Consider the following 22689-nt stretch of genomic DNA (forward strand, 5'->3'; position numbering starts at 1 on the left):
GCCGTAGCAATTCCCTATCGAATTTTCAGACTGGCCAGACCAATCAGAACAAGAACAACCGTAACCACCCAGAACCGGACAATCACCCGGGGCTCTGGCCACCCTTTAAGTTCAAAATGGTGATGCAGCGGCGCCATCCGGAAAATCCGCCGGCCGGTCAACCGGAAAGAGGCGACCTGCAGGATCACGGAAATGGTTTCCATCACGAACACACCACCCATGATGAACAGCACGATTTCCTGCCGGACAATCACCGCCACGGTGCCCAATGCGGCCCCAAGGGCAAGCGCACCGACATCGCCCATGAACACCTGGGCCGGATACGTGTTGAACCACAGGAAGCCAAGGCCGGCACCCACCAGGGCGCCACAGAAGATGATCAGTTCACCCGTGCCCGGCAAATGCGGAATCAGAAGGTAATTGGCAAACTGCGCATGGCCTGACAGATAGGCAAAAATCGCCAACGCTCCGGCCACCATCACCGTAGGCATAATGGCAAGGCCGTCCAGACCATCGGTCAGGTTGACTGCATTACTGCTCCCGACAATCACGAAATAGGTCAGCAAAATGAAAAACACCGGCCCGAGGGTCAGCGACACGTTTTTCAGAAATGGCAGGTACAGAGATGTTTCCTGTGGCAGCGAGGCCGTAAAGTACAGTGTGATGGCAGCCGTTGCCCCGATCACCGACTGCCAGAAATACTTCCAGCGCCCGGGCAGCCCCCGAGGATTGCGCTCGACGACTTTACGGTAGTCGTCCACCCAACCGATGGCGCCAAACAGGAGAGTCACCAGCAGTACCACCCAGACATAGCGATTGGTCAGATCCGCCCACAACAGGGTAGAAATCGCAATCGCCACAAGAATGAGCGCGCCGCCCATCGTGGGTGTACCCGCTTTGCTGAGGTGCGTCTGGGGGCCGTCATCGCGGACCGCCTGGCCAATCTGGTACTGGCTCAGTTTGCGAATCATCACCGGGCCGATCACCAACGAAATCAGCAGCGCTGTCAAAATGCCAAGAATGGCCCGCAGCGTCAGATACTGAAACACCGTCAGTGACGAAAAATATTGGGAGAGTATCTCTGTCAGCCAGAGCAGCATGCGTTTTTCACCTTTTCCTGAATTCCCTCCACCACGCGATCCATGGCGGAACTTCGAGACCCTTTTACCAGAATCGCGACGGCGCCTTTCCGGCCTGCCCAAATGGCATTCACCGCTTGCTCATGACTCTGGAAAAACTCCGTCTCGTCACCAAATCCGGTGCTGTAGCCGCTGCCACCGGCGCCAACCACCATAACCTTTTCGATTCCTGCACGACGGGCATACTCGCCCACCTGCCGGTGCAGCTCCTCGGCCTCGTCGCCCAGCTCCGCCATTGCCCCGAGCACAGCGACTCGCGGTGACGGGTAGGTTGCCAGCACATCCAAAGCCGCTCTCATGGATGCAGGGTTAGCGTTGTAACTATCATCAATCACTGTCAGATCTGAAGCCGGCTTCAGTACCTGCAAACGGCCTTTAAAGGCCTGCACCCGCCTCAGTCCGGACTGTACCTGCTGATTGGTAGCTCCGAGCTCCCGGCATGCCGCCAACGCCAGCAGGGCATTGGTGACATTGTGCTCGCCAGGCAAACCCAGCGACAGGCGGCAGCTCCAGTTGTCCGGTCCGAAAACCTGAAACTCAAACCCCTGCTCTGTGCTCACAATGTCTTCGGCGCGATAGTCCGCTGTCGAACGCCCTCGCCTGGAGACCCCCAGCACGGGCCGCTGGCCTGCCCGGGCCTGCCATTGGTCGAACGCGGGATCGTCCCGATCCAGAACGACCGCCCCATCCTCCGGGACGCCCTCAATAATCTCGCCTTTGGCCAACACAATGTTCTGATAGCCGCCAAAGCCTTCCAGATGCGCCTGGCCTGCATTGGTTAATATCGCAACCTGAGGCCGGGTAATCGCCACGGCATGGGCAATCTCACCTAAACCGCTGGCCCCCAGCTCAATTGCACCGAATTCATGCTCCGGTGCCAGACGGAATAACGTAAGAGGGACCCCGATGTGATTGTTCAGGTTGCCCTCGGTCATCAACGTCGACCCCATACCGGCCAGAATCGCCCCGGTCATTTCACGTACAGTGGTTTTGCCACTGCTACCGGTGATAGCAACCAGCTGTGCCGCGCTCTCACGGCGATTACCAGCCGCCAGCATCGCCAGCGCCTGAACAGTGTCATCAACCACCAGTTGCGGAATCGCCACACTGACAACCTCGGTCTCTACCACCGCGGCAACCGCCCCCTGCTTCAGGGCCAGCTCAAGGAACTCATGGCCATCGAACCGTTCACCACGCAAGGCAACAAACAGCTGGCCCTTATCCACCGATCTCGTGTCGGTAGAAACGCCATCAAACCAGATGTCAGCAGGGTTTACCCGGGAACCCGCAGGGGTGGCCTGCAGCCACTGGCGAGCTTCCACCAGCGAAAAGGCGCGCATCATGCCACACCTCCGTTCAAGTTCAATAGATGGCGGACCTGTTCGGCATCACTGAATGGAATTTTTTGCCCGTTGATCTCCTGATAGGTTTCATGCCCCTTACCGGCAATCAGGACCAGATCATTCCCGGTCGCCATAGCCACCGCTTCGGCGATCGCCCGGGCACGGTCGTGAATCACCTGCCAGCCCGCCGTCTGCGAAAAACCCGCCGAAATATCGCTGGCAATTTGTTCAGGCTTTTCGGTGCGAGGATTGTCGTCGGTTACAATGACGTAATCGGCACGCTGGAGCGCCTCTCTGGCCATCTCCGGGCGTTTACCCGGATCCCGGTCTCCGCCGCAGCCGAACACACAGATCAGCCGCCCTCCTGTGTGGGGGCGCAGCGCTTCCAGTGCGTTCGCCAGGGCATCCGGTGTGTGGGCATAATCCACGACCACACGCTTGCCGCAGGCACCGGTAAACTGCTCGAGGCGACCGGGGGGCGGAGTCAACGCCCCGACCACGGATAACGCCCGATCCACAGACACCCCCAGCGTCAACACCGTTGCCAGCGCTGCCAGGACATTACTGGCGTTAAAACTGCCCATCAGGGGCACAGCCAGATCGAACTCTCCCCATTGGCCGTCCACTCTGGCGCGAAATCCGGTTGCCGTGGGTGCAAACTCCTTCAACCAGAGCTCGGTCTGGGCCTCATGCAGGCTGTACCGAATCCGGTCGCACTGGCCTTCGAGCTGCTCATATAACTGGCGACCAAACGGATCGTCGAAATTGACCACGGAAAAATGCAACTCTTCCCGCAGGAACAGCCGGGCCTTTGCCTCGCCGTAGGCTGCCATGGACCCATGGTAATCCAGATGGTCACGGGTGAGATTGGTGAACACCGCACCGGTCATGTTCAGGTTTTCAATTCGCCCCTGGTCCAGAGCGTGCGAGGAAACCTCCATCACCGCTGCCCGGCCGCCCTCATGCCGTATCCGGTTCAACACCCGGTTTACCCGGACGACATCCGGTGTGGTGTGAGTCGCCGACTCCAGATTGCCTGGCATACCATAGCCCAGGGTTCCCAGAAGGCCGCAGGGTGTGCCGGTCTCTGCCAACAGCTGCGAAATGTACTGGGTTACTGACGTTTTGCCGTTGGTGCCGGTTACGCCAATCACACGCAGGTGTCGTGAGGGGTGTTCAAAGAAGCGGTCAGCAATCCGCCCAAGGCGGGCGCGCAGACCCTGGACAGGAATAATCAGCGCACCCTGGCGCTCATAGCATTCCTGTTGCTCACTGACCTCAAGCAGAACGGCCGTAGCGCCGGCAGCGATCGCGGGCCCTACATAATGCTCGGCCGCCGTTCGGGCGCCGGCAAGCGCCACAAACGCATCTCCGGGGTTCACCTCACGGCTGTCAGTCTTCAGGCCATGGATGGTGACATCAAAAACCGATGGCACATCCATAATGCCCTGTAGCAACGTACTGACAGATGTGATGCACATGGCTTACCCCCTCTCCCCGGACGCCGCTTGCGACCCATCGATTCCGCTGACTTCCAGCTCAGGCTTGACGTTCAATAATCGCAACGCATCCCCCATCACCCTGGCAAAGACCGGCGCTGCAACCTCACCGCCGTAATATTCGCCCGCCTGCGGTGCATCAACAGCCACGACAGTGACAATTCTGGGGTCATCAATAGGGGCCATACCGGCAAAGATGGCCTTGTACTGACTGTCTTCATACCCGTGAGCCCCAACCAGATGAACCGTGCCGGTTTTGCCGCCAGCGGCATACAGCCCTGGCTGGGCGCGCCTGCCAGTCCCGCGGGCGACGGCCTGCTTGAGCATTTCCCGCACATCTCTGGTAACTTTTTCCGACAGTACTCGCCGCCCCTGCGGCCGTTGCTCCTGCTTCATCAGGCTCAGCGGATAGCGGACACCACCGTTGGCAATCACCATATAAGCCTGAGCCAGCTGCAGCGCATTGACGCTCAGGCCATAACCGTAGGAGAGCGTGGACTCCTCCACCGGCCGCCATCTGGGCGGCGCCGGCAGAACACCCACGGCCTCTCCCGGGAAGCCGATACCGGTTGCCTGCCCCAGGCCCAGCCGGGAAAACAAGTTCCGCAAAAGGTCACCGCCCAGATCCGTGGCAATATTGCTAACGCCCACGTTACTGGACTTGACGATGATCTCGGTCAGGTCCAGCGCACCATAATTGCGATGGTCCCGAATGGTAAAACGGCCGAAGCGCCGGAATCCCGGAGAGGTATCAACGGTACTATTCACCGTATACTCCCCGGACTCCAGGGCAGCGGCGATGGTCAGCGGCTTGATGGTCGAACCAGGCTCGAACAGATCGGTAATGGCTTTGTTACGCAAGTTCTCTGGCGCCAGCTGCGACCGGTCATTAGGGTTGTAGGACCCCTGATTGACCATCGCCAACACCTCGCCGGTATCCACATCCAGCATCACCAGCGTGCCGCCGCGGGCATTATGGGCGCCAACCACGGCCTTTAATTCCCGGTAAGCCAGATACTGCAATCGCAGATCAATGCTCAGCTCCAGGTTCTTCCCGGGCCTGGCATTCCGGATCAACATCAGATCCTTGATGATGCGACCCCGATTATCCTTCAAAACCCGTTTCTGCCCCGGCTCGCCGGTCAGCCACTTGTTATACGCCAGTTCGATCCCTTCCTGGCCATGCTCATCAATATCCGTAAAGCCAACGACGTGGGCGGTAACCTCTCCGCCGGGGTAATAACGCCGGTATTCCTGTCGGGCATAGATGCCACCCAGGCCAACCGCCAGGGCCTCCCGAGCCACCGAAGGCTGCACCTTGCGCCGCAGATAAATGAACTCGCGACCAGCGTACTGGCGCAACCGGGCCCGCAAGGCACCTTCCGAGAATCCGAGAGTCCGGGCCAGAACCGCCAGTTGCGGATCCTCAGGATCTATCTCGGAAGGATTTGCCCATACGGTCTGTACCGGCGTGCTGACCGCCAACGGCTCGCCGTGGCGATCGGTAACAACCCCCCGATGAGCATCGATTGACTCAACCCGGATAGTCCGAACGTCGCCCTGCTGCCGGAGAAAATCATTATCAACAACGTGAAGATCTACCAGCCGCCAGGTAATCCCGGCAACAACCGCCAGAAAAACGCACAGAACCGAGCCAAAGCGCCAGGCCTTGAAACCTGCCGCCAGACTCTGCTTCCAGCTTTTTGTCTGCGTTCCCTGACTGGACAATTCGATTACCCCGGCTCGTTATTATCCGTTTTAATTCGCCGCCAATGGCGCAACCAGAGGCACAAGGACAATGTCCTGCCGCCCGGGAACCACCATATTAAAGCGATCAGCTGCCAGCTTCTCGACCCGCCCGTGAGCACTTAATGCGCTCTGCTCCAGCAACAACTGACTCCACTCCCGCTGGTAAGCATCCCGCTGCTCCTGAAGGCCAGAGAGCGCATTGAAAAGCTCACGATTTTCATGGGCGCTGACCACCACACCGATGGCCGACAGGGTCATAACCATTACCAGCATCAGGGTAACAAGTACCCGTGTTTCCCGGGTTGCCGCAAAGACCTGCCGAGACAAACGAACGGCTGTGGCAACCCCTTCGCGGACTCGTTGCCGGTTGATCCTGCCGGTTCTGGTCGGTTGTTCAATTGCTACCGCGCCCATGGCGTCGCGCTCCCCTGCGTATTCAGTTAATTCGCTTTTCGCTCCAGAACCCGCATAACAGCGCTACGGGCACGGACGTTTTCACTAATTTCCCGTTCATTGGCTTTACTGGCCTTGCCAATCAACTGAAACCCGGACTGCTCCTGGTCCGCTGTGACCGGTATACCTTTTGGCAACTTGGGCCCACGCGCCAGATCGCGCATGAAGCGCTTCACCAGCCTGTCCTCCAGCGAATGAAAGCTGATCACCACCAGCCGACCGCCGGGAGCCAGGCGCTCAACCGCCGCGGCCAGTCCGGTTTCCAGATCCTCCAACTCCCGATTGATAAAAATCCGGATCGCCTGGAACGCCCGTGTCGCGGGGTGCTTGTGCTTCTCTTTTTTGGGAACCGCCTCCGCAACCAACTCCGCCAGTTGCCTGGTCGTCTCGATCGGCTGCTCCTGACGACGCTCCACTACAAGGCGAGCGATACGGCGGGAAAACCGCTCCTCTCCGTATCGCCAGATGACATCGGCAATCTCACGCTCCCCAGCCTCGGCCAACCACTGGGCGGCACTGGGCTCTTGCCCGGGATTCATTCGCATATCCAGCGGGCCGTCCCGCATGAACGAAAAGCCTCGGGAAGCATCATCCAGTTGCGGCGAGGAAACTCCCAGATCCATCAAAACGCCATCAACCTTTGGCCAGCCCTGGTGCTCAAGAGCCCGCTCCAGCTCGGCAAACGAGCCGTGATACCAATGAAAGCGGGAATCCTCAGCGGCCAACTCGCGGGCAACCCCAATGGCTTCAGGGTCTTTATCAATACCCAGCAGCTGGCCAGACGGCTCGATTTGCCCCAGGATCAATCGGCTGTGGCCGCCCCGCCCGAACGTGGCATCGACATAGCGGCCACCGGCGTCTGTTACCAGATAGTCCACCGCCGCATCCAGCAATACCGAGCGATGCTGAAACCCCTCACCGGCCTGATCGTCTGAACGTCTGGTCATAGCGACAAGGCCTCCATTTCCGGCGGCATCTCTTCGTCACCCGCGGAGTCATCCAGGTAAGCGTTCCAGCTTTCCTCGCTCCACAGCTCATATTTCTTGCCAAGACCCACCAGCATCAGGCGCTTCTCAAGATTGGCGTGCTTTCTGAGTGGCTGCGGCACAAGAATCCGGCCGGAGGCATCCAGCTCCATAGGGGCAGCGTTACCCAGAATCAGACGCTGCAGCCGCTTTGCGGCCTTGTTCATGTTGGGCAAGGCCTCAATTTTAGGCCGTAACACTTCCCATTCAGGCTCGGGGTAGAGCAACAGACATTTCTCCTCATCAGCGTTGGCGGTCAAAACAATACGGCCACCACAAAGGTGCGCAAGCTCCTCACGCACCTTTGTCGGGATCGCCAGGCGACCCTTCGCGTCCATATTGATGGCATGACTGCCCAGAAAATTGCTCATTAACGTCTAGCCCGAGGGTTTTATTTCCACAAACTTCCACCAAAAACCACTTTTTCCCACTCCCGCACACTATAGAAACACGCAAATAACAATGCAAGCGCCGCAACAGCCGACACCCACAGAAAAGTTCCTTTAATGACAAGAGGTTACAAAGCAGAATCGGGGGAGAGGGTTAAAAAGACGTAAAGAAAAGGATAAAAAACAGATACCTGCAGATACCTTTAAATGGCCGGCTTAAGATTTAAGATTTTTTGGCTATAAAGGATGGTATGAGAGAAGAATGCAGATCACATTCGGAGTTTCGGGAAAAGAGGCGAGCTCGCCGATAAGCCGGGTTCTGTCTTGGACAGTCATTCATCTAGGGCCTGCGTCACCACAGGCCTCAAGCAACCTACCCGAATCCAGCGCGGGCCACGCCATTGGATTCCTATTTGGTCTTGCTCCAGGTGGGGTTTACCATCGCCGTGAACTGTTGCCAGTCACGCGGTGCGCTCTTACCGCACCGTTTCACCCTTACCGGCGCCCTGAGGCGCTTAGGCGGTATACTCTCTGTTGCACTTTCCGTCGGCTCACGCCGCCCAGGCGTTACCTGGCACCTTGCCCTGCGGAGCCCGGACTTTCCTCCCCCGGCGTAACCGGCGGCGACTGTCTGGCGAGCTCGGCGCTGACAATACCTGCGCCCGGGCTGGCATGCAAGGCTTAATCACCCTTCAGCTGCAGCGCTCGCTGATATAACTCGTTTTTTTTCAGACCACTCACTTCGGCCACGATTTTCGCCGCCTTTTTCACCGGCATTTCGGCAACCAGCAACTTGAGCAGCGCATCGGCGTCCAGGTTACCCGAGGCATCGGGCATCTCATCATTACCGCGAACCATCACCACGAACTCACCCCTGGTACCATTCGGATCGGCCTGCAACTGGGCCAGAACCTCTTCGACAGAGCCACTGTAGAATGTTTCGAAGGCTTTGGTCAGCTCCCGGCCAAGCACACACTCACGCTCCGGGCCAAACTCGTCCAGCACATCCTGCATCAGATCAAGAATACGATGAGGCGATTCGTAAAAGACCAGCGTGGCCACCTGCTCCCGAAGCTCCGCGAGCGCCGAACGTCGCCCGGACCTCTTGGCGGGAAGAAATCCGGCAAACAGAAAACGATCGGTTGGCAGACCTGCCGCTGACAGCGCCGCCACGAGAGCGCACGCCCCCGGGACAGGAGAAACCTCATGCCCCGCTTTTCTGGCTTCACGTACCACAATGTAACCGGGGTCAGAAATCAGCGGCGTGCCGGCATCGGAGATCAAAGCCACGTGACGCCCTTCGTCCAGGGCCGACAAAATCCTTCCCACACGATCCCGTTCATTGTGATCGTGCAGCGCCAGCAGCGGTTTGCTTAACCCCAGATGCTGTAAAAGCCGGGCGCTGTGACGGGTATCCTCTGCAGCAACCAGATCCGCCGCAGCCAGTACGTTCTGGGCTCTGGCCGTGAGATCAGCAAGATTTCCGATGGGCGTGGCAACAATCGATAGCCGACCGCCGGCTGCGGAACTGGACATAACTTTCTCCACTGAAGCGAAACTCGGCTCCGGATTTTCCGGCCGATGACGGCCCCGTCATGTGAAATACGCCGGGAGCTGGTAAACTTGCCAGCTAAAACGCGGCACCACAAGCCCAATGATTCAGAGAGTAACGAGCCTGCCATGACAAAACGCTTCCGTCACAGCCCTATTCTGGCCTTGATTACGGTTATCCTGCTCCAATTTGGCGGGTGCGCCACCGTCAATCTTGACGAGCATATGGCCGAAACCCCGGAGCAGGCGTTGTCACTGGCCACGGCCGAAAGCGATCCCGAGACGGGCCAGCGATACCTGCTCAGAGTGGCCAGTCAGTTCCAGGACCAGGAACGTCATCAGGCTGCCCGCACTCTGCTTAAACCCCCCCTGCTGGACGACGCCCCGGAAGAGATCGCCAGACAGCAACGTTTGTTGGCCATGGCCAGCGCCAATGCGCTGTCTGACGCCGACTGGGCAGAACAACTCCTTGCCGGTCGGGCGCCGGAAAGCTTCCTCGCTTATCCGGCGGAACTAATGACCCGCGCCGCCCTGCTTCAGGCCCAAACCTACAAACTCGCCGGAAAACCACTCGACGGTGCACTGACCCTGATATTGCTGGGGCAGACTGACAGCAGCACCTCGCCACAGGAAATCCATAACCGGATCTGGCAATTGCTCAAGACCATCCGCGGCCCGGAGCTCCGGAACGCATCAGACAACGCGCTCGGCTTTGAAACCCAGGGCTGGCTGGAACTCGCCCTGAGACTGCGCACCCGCACTGCCAGCCTCGACGATCAGGGCCGACTGATACGCCAATGGCAGAATAACTGGCCGGGGCACCCCGCCGCCCAGATTCTGCCCGCAGATCTCGCCCTGCTTGCCGAACTCGCCGCAAGCCGACCGGAAAAGCTGGTTCTGGCCGTTCCGCTCCAGGGAGCACTTGCCAGTGCAGGCAAAGCCATTCGCGACGGGTTCCTGGCAGCTTACTACCAGGACGAAACGACGGACCGGAGCAAAACCGATATTCGCGTGGTCGATACGTCCACCGGGCCGTTCCCCGAACTCTACCGGAAACTGTCCAACACTGACCTCGATCTGATCGTCGGCCCGCTGGACAAAGAGAAGCTGGCCCAGCTTGCAAGCATGAACACCCTCGCGGTTCCGTTACTGGGCCTCAACTACCTGAACCCGGAAACCCGAATTCCTGACGGGCTCTACCAGTTCGGCCTGTCAGCCGAGGACGAGGCGCGACAAATCGCCAACCGGCTTCATGCCGACAATATCCAACGGGTACTGGCATTGATCCCGTTCGGCGAGTGGGGTGACCGGGTAGAAGCATCCCTGCAAGAGCGAATGACCGAACTCGGGCTTACCACGCTCTCCGTGGAACGCTTTTTCCCGGAGGACAACCTGCGTTCGGTAACCGCGAATCTTCTTGGGATCTCCGTCTCACGCCAGCGGGCCATTCAGGTTGAACGGACCATTGGCATGAACGTTGAGTTCGAGCCACGACGCCGGCAAGACGCCGAAGCAATCGTCCTGGTGGCTGCGCCGACGATCGCTCGCCAGTTCAAACCGCTGTTTGCGTTTTACTATGGTGGCGACCTGCCGGTGTATTCCCCCTCCATTGTCTACGAAGGCACCCCAAACCCGGGCCGCGACCGTGATATCAACCAGATCTTCTTTACTGATATTCCCTGGGTTCTCGCCGAGTCAAACCCGCTTCGGGAAGCATCGCGCCAGTATCTGAGAGGCACAACCGGCCAACTCGGGCGCCTTTTCGCCATGGGCGCGGACGCCTGGCAACTGAGCAAGCGCCTGCCGCTTCTAAGGCAAGTTCCGGATGCAGCCATTAACGGCCAGACCGGGCGGCTTACCATGGCCGCAGATGGCAGCATCCATCGCGAGCAACTCTGGGCCCAGTTTCGCAATGGAACCCCGAACCTGCTCAAAGCCCCGACTGCTTCCGAGCAAAGAGAGCCAGAGCCGGAGCTGGAGTCGACTGACGAGAACCGATAAACCATGGCCAGGGAAGGCGCCCGAAAACTCGGACAACATTACGAAGGCGTTGCCGCCCGTTACCTGGGGACCAAAGGTGTCAAAATCATCGACCGCAATGTTCATAACCGTGGCGGCGAGATCGATCTGATCGGCCTCGACGACGATGAACTGGTCTTCTTTGAGGTGCGCTTTCGTGCCGAGGGAGCACTGGTAGACCCGGCAAGCTCGGTTTCACCCATTAAACAGCGGCGCCTGGTACGAGCGGCATCGTTCTATCTGCATCGTCACGGAATGTGGGAGCGCCCCAGCCGAATCGATGTGGTCGGCATTACACCCGGGCACCGCAGTAAATACCGTATACAATGGATTAAAAACGCAATTCAGGCAGATTGACCAGAGAACCATGACCGACACTGAACAGAGAATCAATCAATGGTTTGCCAGCCACATGGAGCAGACCGCTCAGGCCGCCAGCACCGCCGGCCCCGGTATTGAGCAGGTTTCACAAGCCTTCGTTGACGCCCTTCTCCAGGACGGCAAGATCATTACCTGTGCAAACGGCAACGCCAATGTCCTCGCCCAGTACTTTTGTACCGCCCTGCTGTCACGCTTCGACCAGGACCGGCCGGCACTGCCTGCAATCAATCTGGGGGCCGATGCCACCACCTACTCCGCTATTTGCCGGGACAATCGGTTTAATGACACCTTTTCGCGACAGGTCAGAGCCATCGGTAAACCAGGCGACCTTTTGTTCGTTATTGTCGATGACGGCCACAAGGCAAACCTGATACAGGCCATACAAGCCGCCCATGACCGGGAAATGAGGGTAGTCGTGCTCAGTGCACGGGAAAAGTCCGATATCACTTCCCTGATGCATCCGGAGGACCATGAAATTGCCCTGAACGACCTGCCACCGAGTGAAGCAACACCATTGCTACTGGTTATCATCAACGCGTTCTGTGATCTTATTGATCATAAACTTTTCGGCGGATAATAAAAAAGCCGGCAAAGCCGGCTTTTTTATTACTTGACCACTTTCAGGGTCGGCCTTCCACTGGGCCGGTCATCCGTCCGCCGGGACGAGCGGGCATCATCGCCCCCGTCCGGGTCGGGTGATCCCGGCTCACTGCCAAAGACCATTCCTTCCCCATTTTCCTTGGCATAAATCGCCATAACAGCTTGCAACGGTATAAACACCTGCATCGGCACGCCGCCGAACCGGGCACTGAATTCAAGAGCACCGTTCCCAACCACAAGTCCGCGCACTGCTCCCGGGCTGATGTTCAGGACAATCTGGCCATTGGCTACGTGCTCTGTGGGCACCTGAACCCCCTGAATTCCGGCGTCGACAACAATGTACGGCGTACAGTCGTTGTCCAGAATCCACTCGTTCAAGGCGCGAACCAGATACGGGCGACTGGATGTCATCGCGATAGTCATGTCAGACACTACTCAACTCCTGCCCATACATACGGGCCCTGACAATCAGCTGCGAATATCTTCTTCAAGATCAGAAAGACTCGCTTTGAAGCCCTCTCTGGCAAAGATACTCTCCATATACTTCTGCAGCGGTTTTGCCTGCTTTTCGTTCAGCTCAATGCCCAGAGCCGGTAGACGCCAGAGGATGGGTGCAATGCAGCAATCCACGATGGTGAATTCTTCCGACAGGAAAAACGGCATTTCTGCAAACAGGGGGGCCGTAGCCAAAAGACTTTCTTTCAGCTCTTTACGAGCGGCGTCGCTGGCTTTCGCTCCCGGCTGCGCCAGGATCTTATCCACCAGGCCACACCAGTCTTTCTGAATCCGATGAATCATCAGGCGGCTGTTAGCCCGGGCAACAGGATAGACCGGCAACAGTGGTGGATGAGGAAAACGCTCATCCAGGTACTCCATCATGATGTTCGGTTCATAGAGAACCAGATCCCGGTCCACCAGTGTTGGCAGGGCGTTGTACGGGTTCATGTCCGCCAGCTCTGCCGGCGGGTTGTCCGGATCTACATCCACAACATCAACGGTGACGCCCTTCTCAGCCAGGACAATGCGCACCCGATGACTGTAGTGGCTTGTGGGATCCGAGAAAAACGTCATTGATGACCGCTTGGTCACAACGCCCATATAGCTACCTCACGATTCTGAAAATCGAAATAATGCAAAACGCAAAAATCCAGCGAGCCTCAGGGACTCGCTGGAATCAAGGGTCGGGATTATACCCTAAATCTTAGTGTACGTCTTTCCAGTACTCGCGGTTGAGCAGATAAGCCACCACGAAGAAGATCGCCACAAAGATCAGTACAAAAATACCCAGACGCTCCCGCTCAACTTTAACCGGGTCCCCCATGTATGACATGAAGTTGGTCAGGTCCCACATGGCCTGGTCAAATTCAGCACCATTCATGCTTCCTTCCAGAGCATACTCGGGGCACACATCAGCATTGTTGATCGTGCCGCTGAGCGGCTCGACCGATGCACTCACGCCAACATTCGGCTTGACGGCACAAAGGCCCTGCATCTCCACCAGCACATGAGGCATACCAACGTTGGAAAATACCACGTTGTTTACCCCCAGCGGCCGGGACTCGTCCTTGTAGAAGCCTCTCAGGTAGGAGTACACCCAGGACTCACCGCGCAGACGGGTTTCCAGCGTCAGGTCTGGTGGCGGCGCACCAAACCAACCGGCTGCCATATCCTTGTTCATCGAGATCTTCATCAATTCACCAATTTTTGCGCCGGTGAAAATCAGATTCTCTTCGTAAAGCTCTACCGGAATCTCAAGATCGTCCGCCACTCGCTTGTAGCGGGCGTATTCCATGGAGTGGCACCCCATGCAATAGTTGGTGAACAGTGCAGCACCGCGCTGTAAAGATTCCTTGTTGGTATGATCCGGCTCCATGGTATCGAGAGGAACCGCGGCACCGGCCGCCAGCCCGAGGGCCGGCACCAGCGCAAAAACGAGACCAAAAATCAGCTTTCTCATTATCCTGTCACCCTCTCTGGTACTGGCTTGGTTTTCTCCATGCGCGTGTAGAACGGCATGAGAATAAAGTACAGGAAGTACAGCACGGTCAGGATCTGGGCAACCATTGTACGGCCCTCAGTGGCCGGAACGATGCCAAGGTAGCCCAGAATGATGAAGCTGACCGCGAAGATCGCCAGAGCAATCTTGCTCAACCAACCCTTGTAGCGGATTGAGCGGACAGGACTCCGGTCGAGCCAGGGCAAAACGAACAGGATCGCAATCGCGCCACCCATCACAACGACACCCCAGAACTTCGCTGGCAAGCCCAGGAAGTCAACGGTAACCGCCCGCAGCATCGCGTAAAACGGAGTGAAGTACCACACCGGTGCAATGTGCTCCGGTGTCTTCAGCGCGTTGGCCGGCTCAAAGTTCGGCTTCTCCAGGAACAGACCACCCATCTCCGGGAAGAAGAAGACAACGATGAAGAAAATAAAGAAGAACACACCCACGCCCAGCAAGTCGTGCACCGTGTAGTACGGGTGGAACGGAATACCGTCTTTCGGAATGCCGTTTTCATCCTTGTTCTTCTTGATATCGATGCCGTCGGGGTTATTTGAGCCCACTTCATGCAACGCCAGGATATGAAGCACAACCAGGCCCAGCAAAACGATCGGCAGAGCAACCACGTGCAGAGCAAAGAAGCGGTTCAGGGTAATACCTGAAATCAGATAATCACCACGAATCCACAGAGACAGATCTTCACCAATAACCGGAATCGCACCAAACAGGTTTACGATAACCTGAGCACCCCAGTATGACATCTGGCCCCAGGGCAGCAGATAACCCATAAAGGCCTCCGCCATCAGCACCAGGTAGATCAGCATTCCGAAGATCCAGATCAGCTCACGCGGCTTCTGGTACGAGCCATACATCAGGCCACGGAACATATGCAGGTAAACAACGATAAAGAACGCAGAAGCACCGGTGGAATGCAGGTAACGCAACAACCAGCCCCACTCTACATCCCGCATGATGTATTCAACGGAGGCGAAGGCACCCTCTGCAGACGGGTTGTAGCTCATGGTCAGCCAGATACCGGTGACCAGCTGGTTTACCAGCACCAACATGGCCAGCGACCCGAAGAAGTACCACATATTGAAGTTCTTCGGCGCGTAATACTTGGCCAGGTGCTTGTTCCAGGCTTCAACAATCGGCAGACGCTCGTCTACCCAGTTAATCAGCTTTTGCATCACGCAGCCTCCGGATCAAGACCAATTGTCATGGTCGCGTCATCGTCAAACCGGTACGGCGGAACCTCGAGGTTCAACGGAGCCGGCTGGCCCGTAAAAACGCGTCCCGCAAGGTCAAACTTGGAGCCGTGACAGGGGCAGAACAGACCGCCAAGCCACTCGTCACCCAAGTCCACAGGCGCAACCTCGGGACGATAGGTCGGAACACAGCCCAGGTGCGTACAGATACCCACCAGGACGATGAACTCGGGCTTCAGGGACCTAAAAGCACCACTGATGTATTCAGGCTGCTGGCTCGCAGCCGTCGACTCGGGATCTTTCAGGCGGGGAGTCAGTTTCTCGATGTTCTCGAGCATCTGCTCAGTTCGCCGGATAATCCACACCGGCTTACCACGCCACTCTACTGTTATCTGCTGGCCCGGCTCGACCTTGTCGATATTGACGGTTACCGGTGCACCCGCCGCTTCCGCTTTCGCACTGGGATTCCAGGACGCTACGAAAGGAACGGCTGCACCGACGACGCCGACACCACCTACCACGGACGTAGCACCGATCAGAAACCGGCGCCGGCCTTGGCTCACGTCGCCATTACTCATTATGGTTTTCTCCCATCAGGCGATGGCACAGGCTCGGACGAGCCGGCTCTGCGCATCGAAAAGGACTTCACAACCCAAAAATATAAGCGCTGAAATGGTAATGAAATTACCCTCCGCTTACAAGCCGGAAAGGTTCACAGGCGCGCCTATCCCTGCGCCAGATCAAAAATAGTTCCAGCAGACAGGCATAAAAAAACCCGGCAATAAAACCGGGTTTTTTATAACAGCTGGACAGCTGATTAACGCTTGGAGAACTGCGGACGCTTACGCGCTTTACGCAGACCCACTTTCTTACGCTCAACCTTACGAGCATCACGGGTAACATAACCCGCCGTGCGCATAGCCGGGCGCAGAGTTTCATCGTAGTCCATCAGAGCGCGGGTCAAACCGTGACGGATTGCCCCGGCCTGACCACTGATACCACCACCTTTAACAGTAATGGTGATATCGAAACGATCTTCAGAGCCGGCAACCACCAGGGGCTGACGAACAATCATGCGCAACGTCTCACGACCGAAGAAATCTTCGATGCTGCGACCGTTGATGGAAATATTACCGCTACCCGGCTTGATAAAGACGCGAGCCGTGGATGATTTGCGGCGACCAGTACCGTAATTTTGTGCTACAGACATATCCGCCTTCCGTTAAATGTCGAGTTCTTTGGGCTGCTGAGCTGCATGGGGATGCTCAGTGCCGGCGTAGACTTTCAGCTTCTTGAACATGGCACGGCCGAGCGGGCCTTTCGGAAGCATGCCTTTGACAGACTTCTGAATGATTTGCTCGGGAGCCTTGTCTACCAGCTTCTCGAAGTTGATGGACTTGATTCCACCCGGAAAGCCGGTGTGACTGTAGTACATCTTCGCAGATGCCTTTTTACCGGTAAGCTGCACCTGGCTGGCATTGATTACAACGATGTAGTCGCCAGTGTCCACGTGAGGGGTATACTCAGGCTTATGCTTGCCCCGCAGACGACGGGCGATTTCGGTTGACAGACGACCCAGCGTCTTGCCGGCTGCGTCTACAACGTACCAGTCACGTTTTACTGTTTCTGGTTTCGCACTCAGAGTCTTCATTGATTCCGCCTTGAACGCTATATAAGAAACGTTAAAAACCACCACCGGTATATGCAAGGCATCCGGAGGAGGTTTATACCTGTATGTTGCGTTGCCACCATTCGGGGCTGAGATAATGACATCGCATTGAAAAGCCAGGGCGCGAAGTATACGCAAACCCCGGGGGAATGCCAACCCTCTGCCCTCGTGTTTCGTGAATTCCCTATGGCCCCGCGCACAGTTTTTCCGCGTCTGTTCGATAAAGTCGGGCTACGTTTGCCAACAACGCCGCTGCCAGGGCTTCCGGTGGCTCGCGGCGGAGCTGCACCAGGGCATCAAAAATGACAGGCAAACAGGTGGGTGAATTCTGGCCCCGGGCGATTCCGGCCGGTGGCATATCCGGAGCATCCGTTTCCAGCACCAGCGCCTCCAGCGGCAGTCGGGCAATCGTCTCCCGGGTCTTGCGCGCCCGCTGATGAGTGATCACGCCACCAACACCGATAAAACACCCCAGGTCGATCAACTTTCTGGCTTGCTGGTAACTGCCGGAAAACCCGTGAACCAACGCCTCGCTGCTCCAGCAAGCCTGGTTAAGCGCCCGATGAACCTGATCATGGGCTTTCACCGAATGAATAACCAGCGGCAGCCGAAGATCTCTGGCGATATCAATTTGGTCTCGAAACCAGGGCTCCTGCGCCGAAATATCACCCTTGAGTGCGTCCAGCCCGCATTCTCCAACCGCAAGGCACGCCTCCGGCTGCAACGATAGCGCCTCTTTCAGCGCAGCGAGATCGTCAGGGCTATGCTCTTCGACAAACCACGGGTGAATGCCCAGACAATACCAGATACCACACTCCGGGTGCCCCAGGGCAGCAACTCTTGACCAATCTGCCCGGCGCACACCGGGGACAACCAGCGCCCGGACGCCTTGCTTTGCGGCTTGTGCCAGTATCGACTCGCGCCGGCCGTCGAACACCGGAAAATCAAAATGACAATGGGCGTCGACCAGTTGCATGGGGCCTCCCCCCGGGCTCTGATCAGTGCTCCCGGGTCTTTTGGAATTCGATGTCCGGATACCGTTCCTGGGCCAGATTCAGGTTCACCATCGTCGGAGCAATGTACGCAAGCCGATCCGCGCCATCCAACGCAACATTGTCCTGATTCTTGCGCTGGAACTCATCCAGCTTACGCTCGTCGGCGCAGGTCACCCAGCGCGCCGTGGCAACGTTGATGGGCTCATAAACCGCTTCCACTTTGTACTCGCTCTTCAGGCGAGCGACGACCACATCAAATTGCAGCACCCCGACTGCACCAACAATCAGGTCGTTATTTTTCAGCGGTCGGAAAACCTGCACAGCACCCTCTTCCGACAGCTGGATCAAGCCTTTCTGAAGCTGCTTGGCTTTGAGCGGGTCCTTGAGACGAATCCGGCGAAACAGCTCCGGGGCAAAGTTCGGGATACCGGTAAACTTCATCCCCTCGCCGGCAGTGAAAGTATCCCCTAGCTGGATCGTGCCATGATTGTGCAAACCGATGATATCTCCCGCGAAGGCTTCGTCTGCATGCTCACGGTCGCCGGCCATGAAGGTAAGCGCATCGGAGAACCGAACGTCTTTGCCGATACGCACATGACGGGCCTTCATACCCTGATTGTAGCTTCCGGAGACAATACGCAGAAACGCAATGCGATCGCGGTGCTGAGGGTCCATATTTGCCTGAATTTTAAACACAAAGCCGGAAAAACCGTCTTCAGTCGGTTCGACCGTGCGCGTATCCGTTGCCCGCGGCTGGGGCGTCGGCGCCCAGTCCACCAGACCATCAAGCATATGGTCAACGCCAAAATTGCCGAGCGCAGTACCAAAGAACACGGGCGTCAGCTCACCGGCCAGAAACGCCTCCTGGTCGAATTCATGGGACGCTCCTTTAACCAGCTCGATCTCATCGCGCAGGTCGGACGCGTAAGGGCCAATCGCCTCGTCCAGCTCCGGATTGTCCAAGCCTTTGACAACCCGCTGCTCCTGGATGGTGTGGCCATGTCCGGACTGATACAGAATCACCTCGTCGCGAAGCAAGTGGTAGACCCCCTTGAACCCTTTACCCATTCCGATGGGCCAGGTGATTGGAGCGCAGGCAATCTTCAGAACATCCTCAACCTCATCCATCAACTCGATGGGGTCCCGGGTGTCACGGTCCAGCTTGTTCATGAAAGTCAGGATGGGCGTATCCCGCAGCCGGGTGACCTCCATGAGCTTAATCGTGCGCTCCTCGACACCCTTGGCGCTGTCGATCACCATCAGGCAGGAATCCACGGCCGTGAGAGTACGATAGGTATCTTCGGAAAAGTCCTCGTGGCCAGGGGTGTCGAGAAGGTTGACCAGCTTGCCACCGTACGGGAATTGCATCACCGATGTGGTCACGGAGATGCCCCGCTCTTTCTCCATTTCCATCCAGTCTGACTTGGCGTGCTGTCCCGATTTTTTGCCCTTGACAGTACCCGCTTTCTGCAACGCCTGGCCGAACAACAGCACTTTCTCTGTAATGGTCGTCTTACCGGCGTCGGGGTGCGAGATAATCGCAAAGGTGCGGCGCTTGGCCACTTCCTGGGAAAGGTTAGGCATAAACTGTAAAGACCTGAATCAGAATGGGTGAAAGCCGCCATTATACGGCCTATGTGGAGCTTAGGTGAACCGCACGGCCATCACCCGGGCATCTTCGCGGCCCGCCCCGTCCGGATAATAGCCGGCCCTGCGGCCGATCTCGACGAAGCCCTCGCTCAGGTAGAGCGCTATCGCCCGATAATTACTCACCCTCACTTCCAGAATCACCTGGTCCATACTGTCGTTTCTGGCAGCGTCGATGAGATAATTCAGCAGCAAACGACCGACGCCCTGCCCGCGCGCATCGGGACTTACGCAAATATTCAGCAGATGGGCGTCATCAACCATGTAGGCCACAACGGCGTAACCCAGAAGAGCGCCATTACTCTCTGCGGCCCAAAGCCTGTAGTCGGGCCTGAAACAATCCGCGAAGGTAGATTCCGGCCACGGATGCGGGTGCCCCTGGCGCTCCAACTCCATAACGTATGAGAGATCCTCCGGCACCAACGAGCGTACCCGAATACCATGGGCCGACGCGCCGGGGAGGGATGACCGGGAGCCGCTGATCACGTTCGCGCGTACTCCCGCAGAGCCTGCCAAAGTTGACGTTTCAATGCAGGATCTGACGCCAGGAGAGCCAGAGTTCCCGGGAACGCAAGGGATGGACTGCTCCCCAGACCTGCACGAAATACCCGTTGGCGGGATTTTTCGGGAAATCCGAGGGTAATCACTGTCCGTTCGGCGTCGGCCGTGGAAAAACACCCCTGCAAAACCGACTGGAGTTCGTGCTCGCTGTTGAGCGAAATTTTCAGATTATTGAACAGGGGCCAGCGCACCACCTCTCGCTGCACAATATCCGTTTCGCCAATACTGCGCATAATGTTTCGGGCAAGCGTGTCCTGCAACGCAAAACTTACGTCCTCCTCAACATCACACACCAGCATTACCCTGTTACTCTCCCACGCGGTTACGCATATCCGATGTACTTCCTTCGGCTGCGTATCGGCAGTGGCGGCTGCCGGTTCTGCAGTGGCACCGGCGGCAGAATCCTCCCCCGGGGCAACATCAGCGGCCCTGGTGACTTTTTCAGGCACCGTGCCGGCATCCTTCGGTTGCTCCTGCGACCCTGCTCCGTCGTCCATCAGGCTCTGGAGCTGGGCAATTTGCTGCCGACCCCGATCAGCGGTTACCGGCTTGGGGGCAGGTGCCCGTGCAAAACCAGCACTCACCGGCTCCGGTACCGATTCTGACGTCTTTTCATCGCCAAAATCGAAGTCGGGGCTAGGTGCCGCACCCGGCAAGCTCTCACGGGCGTACCACATACGGATACCGGAAGCCGCCAGGTAAAATTGCCGTTCAGCCTCAGTTGCTACCACGCAACCCTCCTCACACTGCCTGAGCTTGTTTTATACATCGGCAACTTGGGGATGCTGGCGAATACCACCGCTGGAAATCAGATTCAGAGCCTCAATGTAAGCCTTGGCCGAGGCAATAATGATGTCGGTATCGGAGCCAACGCCGTTAACAATCCGTCCACCGCGTTCAAGGCGCACCGTGACCTCACCCTGGGCATCGGTACCACTGGTAATATTATTGACCGAATAGAGCTGGAGGTTACATCCGGAATCAACCAGGGATTCGATGGCCGTGAACGTGGCATCGACCGGCCCGCTGCCTTCGGCCTCTACGGTGTGCTCCTTACCGTCAACCGTCATGGTCAGATGCGCCCTTGGAATCACGCCGGTTTCTGAACAGACCTGCATACAAACCAGACCAAACCGGCCCTCTTCTTCCTTCTGCTTGGTGTCACTGGCGATGGCCTGCAAGTCTTCGTCGAATATTTCGTGTTTCAGGTCAGCCAGAGCTTTAAAGCGTGTGAACGCTTCATTAAGCTCGCCCTCGGTGTCGAACTGGATTCCCAGCTCCAGCAAACGCGTTCGGAAGGCGTTTCGGCCGGAATGCTTGCCCAGTACGAGGCTGTTAGTGTGCCAGCCAACATCCTGCGCCCGCATGATTTCGTATGTTTCCCGGTGCTTTAACACGCCATCCTGATGAATGCCGGACTCATGGGCGAAAGCGTTTGCACCGACAATGGCCTTGTTAGGCTGAACGGGGAAGCCGGTAATGGTGGAAACTAATCGGGACGCAGGGACGATATGCTGGGTATCGATCCGGGTATCGATGTTAAACAGATCCTGACGGGTACGCACCGCCATTACGATTTCTTCCAGCGCAGCGTTGCCCGCGCGCTCACCCAGCCCGTTAATGGTGCATTCTACCTGCCGTGCTCCCTGGGCAACCGCCGCCAGGGAGTTGGAGACAGCAAGCCCCAGGTCATTGTGGCAATGCACAGAGAAGATTGCCTTATCCGCATTCGGAATCCGGTTAAGAAGCAGGCGAATCGTTTCTCCGAACTGTTCAGGAATGGCATAACCGACGGTATCGGGAATGTTGATCGTGCTGGCGCCTGCATCGATGGCCGCCTCAATGATCCGACACAGGAAGTCGAGATCGGAACGCCCGGCATCTTCACAGGAGAATTCAACATCCTCAACATGACTACGGGCGCGCCTGACGGCTCTCACAGCCTGCTCAACCACTTCATCCGGCTCCATCTGGAGCTTGTGCTTCATGTGGATAGGCGAGGTTGCGATGAACGTATGGATACGAGAACGTTCAGCAGGCCGGACGGCTTCCGCCGCTCTGTCGATATCCTTGTCGAGTGCACGGGCCAGGCTACAGACCGTTGAGTTCTTGATGTTTTCGGCAATTGCTTTGACGGCGTCAAAGTCGCCCTGGCTGGCAATGGCAAACCCTGCCTCGATGACATCAACCCGCAGCTTCTCGAGCGCCTTGGCGATGCGAAGTTTCTCTGCTTTGTTCATAGTGGCGCCGGGACTTTGCTCGCCATCGCGCAGAGTTGTATCGAATATGACCAGGTGTTCGTTTGCGGCCATGAATGGGCTCCCATCAGAAACGTTGCTGTAATTTTCAGCGAAGTATATCACTTCTGGGTAGCCAGAAATGAAAAAACCCCAGCATCGAAGATGCTGGGGTTTTTGGTATTAAGCGCCTGACGATGACCTACTCTCACATGGGCAACGCCA

23 protein-coding genes and 1 other RNA gene are annotated in these 22689 nt (G+C 57.3%); 3 read left to right on the forward strand and 21 right to left on the reverse strand.

Going from position 1 to position 22689, the window contains the following annotated elements; genetic code table 11:
• Nucleotides 1-14: 14 nt before the first annotated feature.
• From mraY to rsmI, 9 genes are all read right to left on the reverse strand, one after another.
• On the reverse strand, nt 15-1100 hold the full coding sequence (gene mraY / locus ACP2AU_RS14100; RefSeq protein WP_426376838.1) for a phospho-N-acetylmuramoyl-pentapeptide-transferase: 1086 nt from the start codon (nt 1098-1100) through the stop codon (nt 15-17).
• Nucleotides 1085-2482 (reverse strand): UDP-N-acetylmuramoyl-tripeptide--D-alanyl-D-alanine ligase, encoded by a 1398-nt coding sequence (locus ACP2AU_RS14105; protein WP_426376839.1) that lies wholly within the window; start codon nt 2480-2482, stop codon nt 1085-1087. Before ACP2AU_RS14105 ends, mraY begins: the two co-directional genes overlap by 16 nt.
• Nucleotides 2479-3963, reverse strand: a complete 1485-nt coding sequence (locus tag ACP2AU_RS14110) for a UDP-N-acetylmuramoyl-L-alanyl-D-glutamate--2,6-diaminopimelate ligase (RefSeq protein WP_426376840.1) — start codon at nt 3961-3963, stop codon at nt 2479-2481. Before ACP2AU_RS14110 ends, ACP2AU_RS14105 begins: the two co-directional genes overlap by 4 nt.
• 3 nt (nt 3964-3966) lie before the next feature.
• Nucleotides 3967-5709, reverse strand: a complete 1743-nt coding sequence (locus ACP2AU_RS14115) for a peptidoglycan D,D-transpeptidase FtsI family protein (RefSeq protein ID WP_426376842.1) — start codon at nt 5707-5709, stop codon at nt 3967-3969.
• 30 nt (nt 5710-5739) lie between these two features.
• Nucleotides 5740-6144, reverse strand: coding sequence for a cell division protein FtsL (gene ftsL / locus ACP2AU_RS14120; protein WP_426376843.1), 405 nt, complete (start codon nt 6142-6144; stop codon nt 5740-5742).
• Between the two features lie 26 nt (nt 6145-6170).
• Complete coding sequence (gene rsmH / locus ACP2AU_RS14125) at nt 6171-7130, reverse strand: 16S rRNA (cytosine(1402)-N(4))-methyltransferase RsmH (protein ID WP_426376844.1); 960 nt, start codon at nt 7128-7130, stop codon at nt 6171-6173.
• Nucleotides 7127-7579 carry a division/cell wall cluster transcriptional repressor MraZ gene (gene mraZ, locus ACP2AU_RS14130; RefSeq protein WP_426376845.1) on the reverse strand — a complete coding sequence of 151 codons (453 nt, stop codon included), beginning with the start codon at nt 7577-7579 and terminating at the stop codon, nt 7127-7129. Before mraZ ends, rsmH begins: the two co-directional genes overlap by 4 nt.
• Before the next feature lie 310 nt (nt 7580-7889).
• An RNA gene (gene rnpB / locus ACP2AU_RS14135) (RNase P RNA component class A) lies at nt 7890-8240 on the reverse strand.
• 38 nt (nt 8241-8278) lie between these two features.
• Nucleotides 8279-9133, reverse strand: a complete 855-nt coding sequence (rsmI, locus tag ACP2AU_RS14140) for a 16S rRNA (cytidine(1402)-2'-O)-methyltransferase (RefSeq protein ID WP_426376846.1) — start codon at nt 9131-9133, stop codon at nt 8279-8281.
• A gap of 144 nt (nt 9134-9277) precedes the next feature.
• Between rsmI and ACP2AU_RS14145 the strand changes: the two genes are divergently transcribed.
• From ACP2AU_RS14145 to ACP2AU_RS14155, 3 genes are read left to right on the forward strand one after another with little or no spacing between them, the layout of a single operon-like run.
• Entirely contained in the window at nt 9278-11149 is a 1872-nt protein-coding gene (locus ACP2AU_RS14145) for a penicillin-binding protein activator (RefSeq protein ID WP_426376847.1), read from the forward strand.
• Nucleotides 11150-11152: 3 nt separating this feature from the next.
• A complete protein-coding gene (locus ACP2AU_RS14150; RefSeq protein ID WP_426376848.1) occupies nt 11153-11524 on the forward strand; it encodes a YraN family protein in 372 nt (123 codons plus the stop codon).
• A 10-nt stretch (nt 11525-11534) separates the two neighbouring features.
• Nucleotides 11535-12125: a D-sedoheptulose-7-phosphate isomerase gene (locus ACP2AU_RS14155; RefSeq protein ID WP_426376849.1), complete on the forward strand. Its 591-nt coding sequence runs from the start codon at nt 11535-11537 to the stop codon at nt 12123-12125.
• A 29-nt stretch (nt 12126-12154) separates the two neighbouring features.
• Here ACP2AU_RS14155 and ACP2AU_RS14160 read toward each other — a convergent pair whose 3' ends face one another.
• The 12 genes from ACP2AU_RS14160 to ACP2AU_RS14215 form a co-directional block, all read right to left on the reverse strand.
• Nucleotides 12155-12559 (reverse strand): ClpXP protease specificity-enhancing factor, encoded by a 405-nt coding sequence (locus ACP2AU_RS14160; RefSeq protein WP_426376865.1) that lies wholly within the window; start codon nt 12557-12559, stop codon nt 12155-12157.
• Nucleotides 12560-12616: 57 nt separating this feature from the next.
• On the reverse strand, nt 12617-13246 hold the full coding sequence (locus tag ACP2AU_RS14165; protein WP_426376850.1) for a glutathione S-transferase N-terminal domain-containing protein: 630 nt from the start codon (nt 13244-13246) through the stop codon (nt 12617-12619).
• A 103-nt stretch (nt 13247-13349) separates the two neighbouring features.
• Nucleotides 13350-14105: a cytochrome c1 gene (locus ACP2AU_RS14170; RefSeq protein ID WP_426376851.1), complete on the reverse strand. Its 756-nt coding sequence runs from the start codon at nt 14103-14105 to the stop codon at nt 13350-13352.
• Nucleotides 14105-15337, reverse strand: a complete 1233-nt coding sequence (locus tag ACP2AU_RS14175; RefSeq protein ID WP_426376852.1) for a cytochrome b — start codon at nt 15335-15337, stop codon at nt 14105-14107. Before ACP2AU_RS14175 ends, ACP2AU_RS14170 begins: the two co-directional genes overlap by 1 nt.
• Nucleotides 15337-15933 (reverse strand): ubiquinol-cytochrome c reductase iron-sulfur subunit, encoded by a 597-nt coding sequence (gene petA / locus ACP2AU_RS14180; RefSeq protein ID WP_426376853.1) that lies wholly within the window; start codon nt 15931-15933, stop codon nt 15337-15339. Before petA ends, ACP2AU_RS14175 begins: the two co-directional genes overlap by 1 nt.
• Before the next feature lie 239 nt (nt 15934-16172).
• Nucleotides 16173-16565 (reverse strand): 30S ribosomal protein S9, encoded by a 393-nt coding sequence (rpsI, locus tag ACP2AU_RS14185; protein WP_426376854.1) that lies wholly within the window; start codon nt 16563-16565, stop codon nt 16173-16175.
• Between the two features lie 12 nt (nt 16566-16577).
• The gene (gene rplM, locus ACP2AU_RS14190; protein WP_426376855.1) at nt 16578-17006 is read right to left on the reverse strand and encodes a 50S ribosomal protein L13; all 429 of its coding nucleotides are present in this window, start codon (nt 17004-17006) and stop codon (nt 16578-16580) included.
• Nucleotides 17007-17208: 202 nt separating this feature from the next.
• A complete protein-coding gene (locus tag ACP2AU_RS14195) occupies nt 17209-18000 on the reverse strand; it encodes a TatD family hydrolase (protein WP_426376856.1) in 792 nt (263 codons plus the stop codon).
• Between the two features lie 22 nt (nt 18001-18022).
• Nucleotides 18023-19603, reverse strand: a complete 1581-nt coding sequence (prfC, locus tag ACP2AU_RS14200; RefSeq protein ID WP_426376857.1) for a peptide chain release factor 3 — start codon at nt 19601-19603, stop codon at nt 18023-18025.
• Between the two features lie 60 nt (nt 19604-19663).
• Nucleotides 19664-20152, reverse strand: a complete 489-nt coding sequence (gene rimI, locus ACP2AU_RS14205) for a ribosomal protein S18-alanine N-acetyltransferase (protein WP_426376858.1) — start codon at nt 20150-20152, stop codon at nt 19664-19666.
• A complete protein-coding gene (locus ACP2AU_RS14210; RefSeq protein ID WP_426376859.1) occupies nt 20149-20958 on the reverse strand; it encodes a hypothetical protein in 810 nt (269 codons plus the stop codon). The genes rimI and ACP2AU_RS14210 overlap by 4 nt, the downstream gene beginning before the upstream one ends.
• A gap of 30 nt (nt 20959-20988) precedes the next feature.
• Nucleotides 20989-22539, reverse strand: a complete 1551-nt coding sequence (locus ACP2AU_RS14215; RefSeq protein WP_426376860.1) for a 2-isopropylmalate synthase — start codon at nt 22537-22539, stop codon at nt 20989-20991.
• Nucleotides 22540-22689 lie beyond the last annotated feature (150 nt).

It is taken from the genome of Marinobacter sp. VGCF2001 (assembly GCF_049943275.1).
Lineage (GTDB): Bacteria > Pseudomonadota > Gammaproteobacteria > Pseudomonadales > Oleiphilaceae > Marinobacter.

Excerpts from the sequence above, each read along its gene's own strand:
- ACP2AU_RS14155 (WP_426376849.1), top strand. The coding sequence starts at position 11,535 with ATGACCGACACTGAACAGAGAATCAATCAATGGTTTGCCAGCCACATG.
- ACP2AU_RS14195 (WP_426376856.1), bottom strand. The coding sequence starts at position 18,000 with ATGCAACTGGTCGACGCCCATTGTCATTTTGATTTTCCGGTGTTCGAC.
- petA (WP_426376853.1), bottom strand. The coding sequence starts at position 15,933 with ATGAGTAATGGCGACGTGAGCCAAGGCCGGCGCCGGTTTCTGATCGGT.
- rplM (WP_426376855.1), bottom strand. The coding sequence starts at position 17,006 with ATGAAGACTCTGAGTGCGAAACCAGAAACAGTAAAACGTGACTGGTAC.
- rsmI (WP_426376846.1), bottom strand. The coding sequence starts at position 9,133 with ATGTCCAGTTCCGCAGCCGGCGGTCGGCTATCGATTGTTGCCACGCCC.
- ACP2AU_RS14165 (WP_426376850.1), bottom strand. The coding sequence starts at position 13,246 with ATGGGCGTTGTGACCAAGCGGTCATCAATGACGTTTTTCTCGGATCCC.
- ACP2AU_RS14105 (WP_426376839.1), bottom strand. The coding sequence starts at position 2,482 with ATGATGCGCGCCTTTTCGCTGGTGGAAGCTCGCCAGTGGCTGCAGGCC.
- ACP2AU_RS14145 (WP_426376847.1), top strand. The coding sequence starts at position 9,278 with ATGACAAAACGCTTCCGTCACAGCCCTATTCTGGCCTTGATTACGGTT.
- ACP2AU_RS14160 (WP_426376865.1), bottom strand. The coding sequence starts at position 12,559 with ATGACATCCAGTCGCCCGTATCTGGTTCGCGCCTTGAACGAGTGGATT.
- rsmH (WP_426376844.1), bottom strand. The coding sequence starts at position 7,130 with ATGACCAGACGTTCAGACGATCAGGCCGGTGAGGGGTTTCAGCATCGC.
- ACP2AU_RS14215 (WP_426376860.1), bottom strand. The coding sequence starts at position 22,539 with ATGGCCGCAAACGAACACCTGGTCATATTCGATACAACTCTGCGCGAT.
- mraY (WP_426376838.1), bottom strand. The coding sequence starts at position 1,100 with ATGCTGCTCTGGCTGACAGAGATACTCTCCCAATATTTTTCGTCACTG.
- prfC (WP_426376857.1), bottom strand. The coding sequence starts at position 19,603 with ATGCCTAACCTTTCCCAGGAAGTGGCCAAGCGCCGCACCTTTGCGATT.
- ACP2AU_RS14110 (WP_426376840.1), bottom strand. The coding sequence starts at position 3,963 with ATGTGCATCACATCTGTCAGTACGTTGCTACAGGGCATTATGGATGTG.
- ACP2AU_RS14175 (WP_426376852.1), bottom strand. The coding sequence starts at position 15,337 with ATGCAAAAGCTGATTAACTGGGTAGACGAGCGTCTGCCGATTGTTGAA.
- ACP2AU_RS14150 (WP_426376848.1), top strand. The coding sequence starts at position 11,153 with ATGGCCAGGGAAGGCGCCCGAAAACTCGGACAACATTACGAAGGCGTT.
- rpsI (WP_426376854.1), bottom strand. The coding sequence starts at position 16,565 with ATGTCTGTAGCACAAAATTACGGTACTGGTCGCCGCAAATCATCCACG.
- ACP2AU_RS14170 (WP_426376851.1), bottom strand. The coding sequence starts at position 14,105 with ATGAGAAAGCTGATTTTTGGTCTCGTTTTTGCGCTGGTGCCGGCCCTC.
- ftsL (WP_426376843.1), bottom strand. The coding sequence starts at position 6,144 with ATGGGCGCGGTAGCAATTGAACAACCGACCAGAACCGGCAGGATCAAC.
- mraZ (WP_426376845.1), bottom strand. The coding sequence starts at position 7,579 with ATGAGCAATTTTCTGGGCAGTCATGCCATCAATATGGACGCGAAGGGT.